7 protein-coding genes are annotated in these 6,982 nt (G+C 69.3%); 4 read left to right on the top strand and 3 right to left on the bottom strand.

Going from position 1 to position 6,982, the window contains the following annotated elements:
• Nucleotides 1-204: 204 nt before the first annotated feature.
• The gene (locus IEY60_RS06390; protein WP_189024698.1) at nucleotides 205-2,079 is read right to left on the bottom strand and encodes a TetR/AcrR family transcriptional regulator; all 1,875 of its coding nucleotides are present in this window, start codon (nucleotides 2,077-2,079) and stop codon (nucleotides 205-207) included.
• A 233-nt stretch (nucleotides 2,080-2,312) separates the two neighbouring features.
• Between IEY60_RS06390 and purN the strand changes: the two genes are divergently transcribed.
• Complete coding sequence (gene purN, locus IEY60_RS06385; RefSeq protein ID WP_229739585.1) at nucleotides 2,313-2,927, top strand: phosphoribosylglycinamide formyltransferase; 615 nt, start codon at nucleotides 2,313-2,315, stop codon at nucleotides 2,925-2,927.
• 67 nt (nucleotides 2,928-2,994) lie between these two features.
• Here the strand turns inward: purN and IEY60_RS06380 are convergent, their stop codons facing one another.
• Nucleotides 2,995-3,198 carry a hypothetical protein gene (locus IEY60_RS06380; protein ID WP_229739584.1) on the bottom strand — a complete coding sequence of 68 codons (204 nt, stop codon included), beginning with the start codon at nucleotides 3,196-3,198 and terminating at the stop codon, nucleotides 2,995-2,997.
• 155 nt (nucleotides 3,199-3,353) lie between these two features.
• On the opposite strand from IEY60_RS06380, the gene ligD reads away from it, so the two are divergent.
• Complete coding sequence (gene ligD / locus IEY60_RS06375) at nucleotides 3,354-4,304, top strand: non-homologous end-joining DNA ligase (protein WP_189025036.1); 951 nt, start codon at nucleotides 3,354-3,356, stop codon at nucleotides 4,302-4,304.
• 153 nt (nucleotides 4,305-4,457) lie between these two features.
• Here ligD and IEY60_RS06370 read toward each other — a convergent pair whose 3' ends face one another.
• Nucleotides 4,458-4,886, bottom strand: coding sequence for a DUF6223 family protein (locus IEY60_RS06370; RefSeq protein ID WP_189024696.1), 429 nt, complete (start codon nucleotides 4,884-4,886; stop codon nucleotides 4,458-4,460).
• Between the two features lie 215 nt (nucleotides 4,887-5,101).
• Here IEY60_RS06370 and IEY60_RS06365 point away from each other — a divergent pair, with 215 nt between their 5' ends.
• Both IEY60_RS06365 and IEY60_RS06360 read left to right on the top strand, forming a co-directional pair.
• The gene (locus IEY60_RS06365; protein ID WP_189024695.1) at nucleotides 5,102-6,202 is read left to right on the top strand and encodes a sensor histidine kinase; all 1,101 of its coding nucleotides are present in this window, start codon (nucleotides 5,102-5,104) and stop codon (nucleotides 6,200-6,202) included.
• The gene (locus IEY60_RS06360; protein WP_189024694.1) at nucleotides 6,199-6,861 is read left to right on the top strand and encodes a response regulator; all 663 of its coding nucleotides are present in this window, start codon (nucleotides 6,199-6,201) and stop codon (nucleotides 6,859-6,861) included. Before IEY60_RS06365 ends, IEY60_RS06360 begins: the two co-directional genes overlap by 4 nt.
• Nucleotides 6,862-6,982: the final 121 nt, after the last annotated feature.

Here is a 6,982-nt window from a genome sequence, read left to right as displayed (position 1 = left end):
CAGGTCGCGAACGTTGCTCTTGTAGTGGCCCACCGGACCGTCACCTCTCGACTGGACCCGCCCCGTCCGGGGCGGGCGCTGAACCGGGCGCGCTACACGCCGCGGGAGCCATGATGTCGCACAGACTCACGCCGCGCAACCCCTAAGTAACTCGCCGATAAGTCCAGTTTTGGGCGTAATACGGGTGCAACCGGTTCTAAGTCATCAGTGGCTAAGGTCGGTCTCCGGGAGTTCGGCGAGGGCGATCCGCTCGCCGAGCGCGCACAGCTCACCGAGGAGATCGGGGCGCCGGGTCAGCCGCGGATTGCGGACCGCGTCGTTGACCACCGTGGTGACGGCGTGGATCAGCACCCGGGCGGTCGGCAGGCTCAGCTCGGGCCGCACCGATTGCAGCAGCCGGGCCCAGCCGATGATGCCCTCGCGGTGGATCCGCCGGTATCTGGCCGCGGCATCGGCGGGCAGATTGCGGCCCTCGCTGACCGCGGTGCCGACGAGATCCGTTCTGTCCATGGCGAACCGGACGTAGTACCGCAGCAGCAGTCGCAGCGAGTCCCGTGGGTCGCCGCCCTCGGCGAGCGCGCGCTCGGTGTACTGCTGGATCCACCGGTTGTTGCGATCGATGATCTCGTCGAGCAGATCGGACTTGCTCTCGAAATGGTGGTAGAGCGCCGGACCGCGGACGCCGACCGAGGTGCCGATGTCCTCGATGCTGACCGCGGCGAACCCGCGTTCGCTGAACAGCTGGGCGGCGGCGGCGACGAGCTGTTCGGTCCGCAGTGCGGAATCCGGGTCGGCGGGCGCGCGGTCGGACCCGGCCCCGCCGGTGCTGCCCGGGTGCGGGCCGACACCGGCGTCGATGACGGCGTTCACGGCGGCATCGAGCACCCGTGCGAAGGCGTCGTCGGGCAGCTGGGTGCGGTGGTTGGACGGGCTGGTCACCACCGACAGGACGATCCAGCCGAGCGTGTCGCGGTCCGCGGCGGCGATGTCGGGCCTGCGGGCCTGGATGGCCGCGCCGATCCGGTGGGTCAGCCGCACCGATCGCGCCAGGACACCCATCCGGTCGACCGGGGTCAGGCTGCGGAATTCGAGCTGCCACAGCCGGGCGAGCCCGCGAGTCTCGAGCGAGACCCGCACCAGCGCGGGTAGCGCGGCCTCGGCGGGCGCGCCGTCGGCGCACGCGGTGTCGACGCGGTCGAGGATCAGCTCGAGCCCCCCGCGCAGGCAGGATCCGAGCAGCTCCTGTTTGGTGCGGAAATGCCGGTACAGCGCGCCGCTGGTGATGCCGACCGCGGTGGCGATGTCGGCCATGGACGTGCGGTGGTAGCCGTGTTCGGCGAAGGCGGCGTTGGCGGCCGCCAGAATCGTGGCCCGCCGGTCGCGGGGCCTGCGGCGCACCGGCGGTTCGGCGGCGGCCGCCGGTTCCGCCGCGTTCCGGCCGCCGGTGGTGCCGAGCGCGCCGAGGAGCATGCGCAGCAGCTCGTCGGTGAGCTGGTCGACGGTGGCGTCGACCCAGCCCGCGGTCCAGTCCCGCATCAGTCCGTCGACCGCGCCGACGAAGGTGGCCGCGGTCAGCCGGAAATCCCTGGGCGCGAGTTCGCCCCGGGCGGCGAAACTGTCGAACAGCGCGCACATCAGGTCGACCCAGCGGGCCCTGCTCTGCCTGCGCTGGGCGTTCATTCGCGCACTGACCCCGGCGATCTCGACGAACGCGATCCTGGCGCAGCGTGGATCACGCGTGACGTAGGACAGGTAGGCGCGCACCATGGCGCCGGCGCGACCGGCCAGCGGCAGGTCGTCGACCCGCGCGACCTCGTCGAGGACGTGCTGTGCGACGATGCCGTCGAGGTGCAGGTGCAGCTCGCCGAGCAGGTCCTCCAGGGTGTCGTACTCCTGGTAGAACTGCCGGGTGGACAGCCCGGCGGCCTGGCACAGGTCGGCCAGGCGGGTGTGACGGTATCCGGCGCCCGCCCCGAAGGCTTCCAGCCCGGCTTCCCGGAATCGGGCCCGCCGTTCGGCCTGCCGCTCGCTCGCCGACCGGCCGCCGTACCGCCCTGTCGCCGACGCGACTCTGGCCATCGTCCTCGTCCTCCCGACCGCGACGACAGCCACTGTGGATATCGCCGTGTTCAGAGTACGGGACCGGGTCCCGCGGCAGTGCACCGACTGGTCACCGCAGGCGAGCTGCTCGCGTGGGCCGCGGCGACCGCATCGGCCGCCCGTTGGGGCGGGCGTTCGGCAAACGGTCCTTCTCCGAACACCAGTGAAATAGAGGTATGCGCGCGGGGCCTGAGCTGGAAAGCTTGCCGTTCGTGTCCAAACTCCGTGTCGGTGTCCTCGTCTCGCACAACGGCTCCAACCTGCGGGCGCTGCATCGTGCCGCCTCCCAACCCGAGGCGCCGTTCGAGGTAGTAGCCGTGATCAGCAACAACAGTGGATCGCCCGGATTGGCTTACGCGCGCGAGAACCGGATCGCCACCCGTCACCTATCGGGAAGGACCCACCCCGACCCCGAGCAACTCGACAGCGCCATCTGCGCGACGTTCGTCGGGCACTCGGTCGAGTTGATCGTCACGGCCGGCTATATGAAGAAGCTCGGCCCGCGAACCCGCGAGCAGTTCGCGCCCAGAATTCTCAACATTCACCCCGCGCTCCTGCCGCGCTTCGGCGGACCCGGCATGCATGGAAACCATGTCCACCAGGCAGTTCTGGACTCCGGCGACAGTGTCAGCGGCCCGTCGGTCCACATCGTCGAAGACGAGTACGACACCGGCGAAGTCATCGCCCAGCTCGAGGTCCCGGTCCTCGCCGACGACACCGTCGACACCCTGGCTGCACGCGTACTCACCGCAGAGCACACTCTCCTGCCCCTGGTCGTCCAGCAGATCGCCACCAGGCAGATGTCGGTGGGCCAGCGCAGGCTGTGAGCTCACACGGAAACGACGAGGACTGCGCCGACCCACCGATGTCATCCCGAAATTCATCCTGTTCGCGCTACGAGGAGGTTCGGCGTGCCGATCGGGCGTGCCTGGTGAGGAATTCCAGCTCTACGCGGAGCACGTCGGAGTGGTCCATCCCGCCCTCGTAGACGTCGTAATGCCCGCCGCGGCTGCGGTAGAGCTCGCCGCGGGGCGCTCGCGCGGCGGCCTGGGTGGCGGGTCTGGTGGGGGCCATGGTGTCGGATTCGGCGACGACCATCAGCAGGGGGCATCGGATTCGGTGGGCCGCTCGGACGGGGCGAATGAGCCCGCACCCGGCTGACCGACGGTGCCGCGCCGAGGATCCCGCGCCCGACCGGGACAACGTCGCAGCGGGCTTAGGCTGATCTTGTGGGTCTCGCGGTGCCGGCACCGATGCTGGCCAAACCCGGACGGCCACCACGGCCGCCAGGTGAATGGACCGCGGAAATGAAATGGGACGGCGTCCGAGCGCTCACCCGGTGTGGGTCCGACGGTGTCAGCTTGTGGAGCCGCAATCTACGCGAGATCACCGGCTCCTATCCCGAGGTCGTTGCCGCCCTGGCCGAGGTCACCGAGGGCCGGTCGATCCTGCTCGACGGCGAGCTCGTCGCCCCCGACGACCGTGGCGCCCCCTCGTTCTCCCGGCTGCAGCGGCGCATGCACGTCGGACGCCCCTCGCCCACGCTGATCGCCGAGATCCGCGTCGACTACATCATTTTCGACCTGCTCGGCCTCGACGACGAGATGCTCGTGGCCGACCCGTACTGGTCGCGGCGCGTGGCGCTGACCGAGCTGGGCCTCGATGACGGTGCGCGGGTGCGGGTTCCACCGAACTGGTCACTGGCCGAGGTCGACGCCGACCGACTGCTGCACCTGGCCGCCGACTCCGGGCTCGAGGGCATCGTCTGCAAGCGCGGCGACTCGATCTACGAGCCCGGCAAACGGTCCTCGGCCTGGATCAAGACAGTCCTGCGGGCCACGACCGAGGCGATCATCGTCGGCGCGGTCCCCGGCACCGGCCCCAACGCCGCCACCTTCGGCGGGCTGGTCCTGGCCGGCCACACCCCCGAGGGCCACCTGCACTGCATCGGCGGGGTCGGGACAGGGTTCACCACCGAGGCCCGGCGCAGCATCCGCGCCGCCCTCGAGGAAGTCCGCCGCGACACCAGCCCACTCGACGACCCGCCGCCGCCCGCGGTGACGCGGGCGGCGTGGTGGGTCGAGCCGGTGTTCGTCGCCGACATCGAATACCGCGAGGTCAGTGGCGACGGTCTGCTGCGGCACCCCAGCTTCCGCGGGATCCGCACCGACAAGACGCCCGACGAGGTCGGACTACCTTCCTGAACCACGGGCGAGACGCGATGCTCCACACTGTGCTCCGGGGGTCAGCGACCGGAGCGGGCGCCGAGATGTGGGGTCGCTGTCGCTGTCGGTTTGGAAGCGCCTCGTCGGATACCCGCGTACTCGGCCAGGCTATGGACCGACGTATGCCCCGTACTAATGCCCAGCGACGCGAACCCGCCGGGAGCGGGCCATAGCGAGCCCGCCCAGGATCATGGCAGTCAGCCCGAGCCCCATGGCTGCCCAGGATCCGACGATCCCGTTGCCGGTGCCGGGGCCGCCGTCGGCAGTGGCCGCGAACAGTCCACCCGCTACCGAGCTGATCAGGCCCAAGACGAGCGCCGCCCCGGCGCCCCGGCCTCCGCTGCGGGTGTCGTTTCGGTAGGAGCGGGCCAGAACCCGTCCGCCGATCACCACGGCGATCAACCCGACCAACGCCGTCAGGGTGGGCCCGAGCCGACCAGAAGTCATGCCGGTGGCGGCCGCGAGGGGGTGGACGGAGACCGTCGCGGCCGCCGGTGCGGCGAGCGTGAGACCTCCGAGCAGGGTGGCTGCCACGGCGGCGGGCAGATGACGGATGGGCATCGGTGCTCCTTTGCAGAACGACTGGACTCTGTTCATCATCTCCGTCGGGCACTGCGCGAATCATCGTGCGGGCGTTGTAATTTCGTACTGCCACTGAGGCCGTAGCCGACTACTGCGAATGTCGTAGGCAGCGGCGAACCTACTGCGGGCGCGGTAGCGGGTCGTCATCCGTGAGCAGGATTTGCCTGCAGGAAGATCGGGCTAGGGTTACGTGCATGCGCAGCGGGCGGATCGGAGACTGGGCGATCGCCGCCGGTGTCGCGGCCGTCGTGCTCGTCGCGGGGCGGTCCGCGCAGCAGCCCACCGATCTCGCTGTGATCGCCTATCCCTTGTTGATCGGCAGCGGCCTGGCGTTGGCCGCGCGGCGCAGGACGCCGATCGCGGTGCTGCTCGTGACCGGGCTGTGCGCGCTGGGTTATCAAGCTATCGGCATCGATGTCCCCGCGGTCGCGTTCGTGTTCGCGGTCTACGCCGCGGTCCGGACCGGGCACCGAACAAGCACAATCGCCGCGTCGGTGGCCATGCTCGCCGCGCTCCCGCTCGCGGCCCTGGCTTCCCTGCACGATACGGTCGCGGCGTTGACGCGGGCCCGAGGCGCACTCGAGATCGCCTGGTTGATCGCGGCCGGTGCGGCCGGTGAAGCGCTGCGACAAGCTGAGCGACGGGCCGATGAAGCCGAGCGCACCCGCGAGCAAACCGCCCGCCGCCGGGCCGACGAGGAGCGCCTGCACATCGCACGCGAGCTCCATGATTCACTCACCCACCAGATTTCGGTCATCAAGATCCAATCCGAAGCCGCTGTCCACGTGGCTCGCAAACGAGGCGAGGAGGTCCCCGACGCCCTGCTGGTGATCCGGGACGCCGGACGCGAAGCTGCCCGCGAACTTCGCGCCACCCTCGAGGCGCTCCGTGAGGACGGCACCGGCCCCAAGCACGGACTCGACCACGTTCCGGATCTCGTGGACCGCGCCCGCACAACCGGATTGGACGCCACCTTGACGATCGAGGGACGACGCCAGGATTTACCGGCGGCTGTGGACCGAACCGTCTACCGGATCGTTCAGGAGTCATTGACCAACATCTCCCGCCACGCTGGAGCCGCGACAGCATCGGTTCGAATCGACTACCGCTCCGATGTGTTGATCGTCCGGGTCGATGACGACGGCAACGCCACAGCGGCGACGGCAGCCCCGCCCGGGGTTGGGCTACTCGGTATGCACGAGCGCGTGAATGCCCTCGGCGGTCGACTGCGGGCGGCACCGCGCAGTCAGGGCGGGTTCCGCGTGCTGGCCGAACTTCCCGTGGACGGGTCGTGATTCGTGTCTTGCTGGTCGATGACCAGCCGCTCATCCGCAGCGGATTCCGCGCGCTACTTGACCTGGAGGAAGATATCGAGGTGGTCGCCGAGGCCGCCGACGGGAACGAGGGCCTCGCGCTGGCCCGGCAACACCTGCCCGATGTCGCGCTCATCGATGTTCAGATGCCTGTGGTCGATGGTATCGAGGCGACCCGCCGCATCGCCGCCGACCCCGCCCTGGCGGGGGTACACGTGGTCATCCTGACCAACTACGGCTTGGACGAGTACGTGTTCGAGGCCCTCCGTGCCGGCGCGGCCGGATTCCTCATCAAAGACATACGCCCGGAAGACTTCCTGCACTCGGTCCGCGTCGCCGCGCGCGGTGACGCCCTGCTCGCGCCGTCGATCACCCGCCGCCTGATCAATCGCTATGTCTCCCAGCCACGTAACCCCGGCATCGCCACGGGACTGAAGGAACTGACAGCCCGTGAACGCGAGGCCGTGATCCTGGTCGCGCAGGGCCTGTCCAACGATGGTGTTGCCGAGCATATGGTGATCAGCCCGCTGACCGCGAAGACCCACGTCAATCGAGCCATGGCCAAGCTCCGAGCCCGCGACCGAGCCCAACTCGTCGTCCTCGCCTACGAATCCGGCCTGATAGCTCCACAGAACCCGTAACGGTCAGTTACTACGAGGGCTAGTCGGTTGACCAACTGCTGGAACGTGTTCTAGGTTTGAGTGGTTCGAAAGGCGGCCGACCGTACAGACTGTGGGCAGCAGAATCCTCGGGGGATGTTTG

Origin of the sequence: Nocardia rhizosphaerihabitans, assembly GCF_014646295.1 — a bacterium.
In the GTDB taxonomy this organism is placed as follows: Bacteria; Actinomycetota; Actinomycetes; order Mycobacteriales; family Mycobacteriaceae; genus Nocardia; species Nocardia rhizosphaerihabitans.
The sequence above is the reverse complement of the archived record's forward strand: the minus strand, read 5'-3'. Positions and strand labels throughout refer to the sequence as shown.

What these genes read in the sequence shown, in the direction of transcription:
- IEY60_RS06370 (WP_189024696.1), bottom strand. Translation starts at nt 4,886, where the DNA reads ATGCCCATCCGTCATCTGCCCGCCGCCGTGGCAGCCACCCTGCTCGGA.
- ligD (WP_189025036.1), top strand. Translation starts at nt 3,354, where the DNA reads ATGCTGGCCAAACCCGGACGGCCACCACGGCCGCCAGGTGAATGGACC.
- IEY60_RS06365 (WP_189024695.1), top strand. Translation starts at nt 5,102, where the DNA reads ATGCGCAGCGGGCGGATCGGAGACTGGGCGATCGCCGCCGGTGTCGCG.
- IEY60_RS06380 (WP_229739584.1), bottom strand. Translation starts at nt 3,198, where the DNA reads ATGGTCGTCGCCGAATCCGACACCATGGCCCCCACCAGACCCGCCACC.
- IEY60_RS06390 (WP_189024698.1), bottom strand. Translation starts at nt 2,079, where the DNA reads ATGGCCAGAGTCGCGTCGGCGACAGGGCGGTACGGCGGCCGGTCGGCG.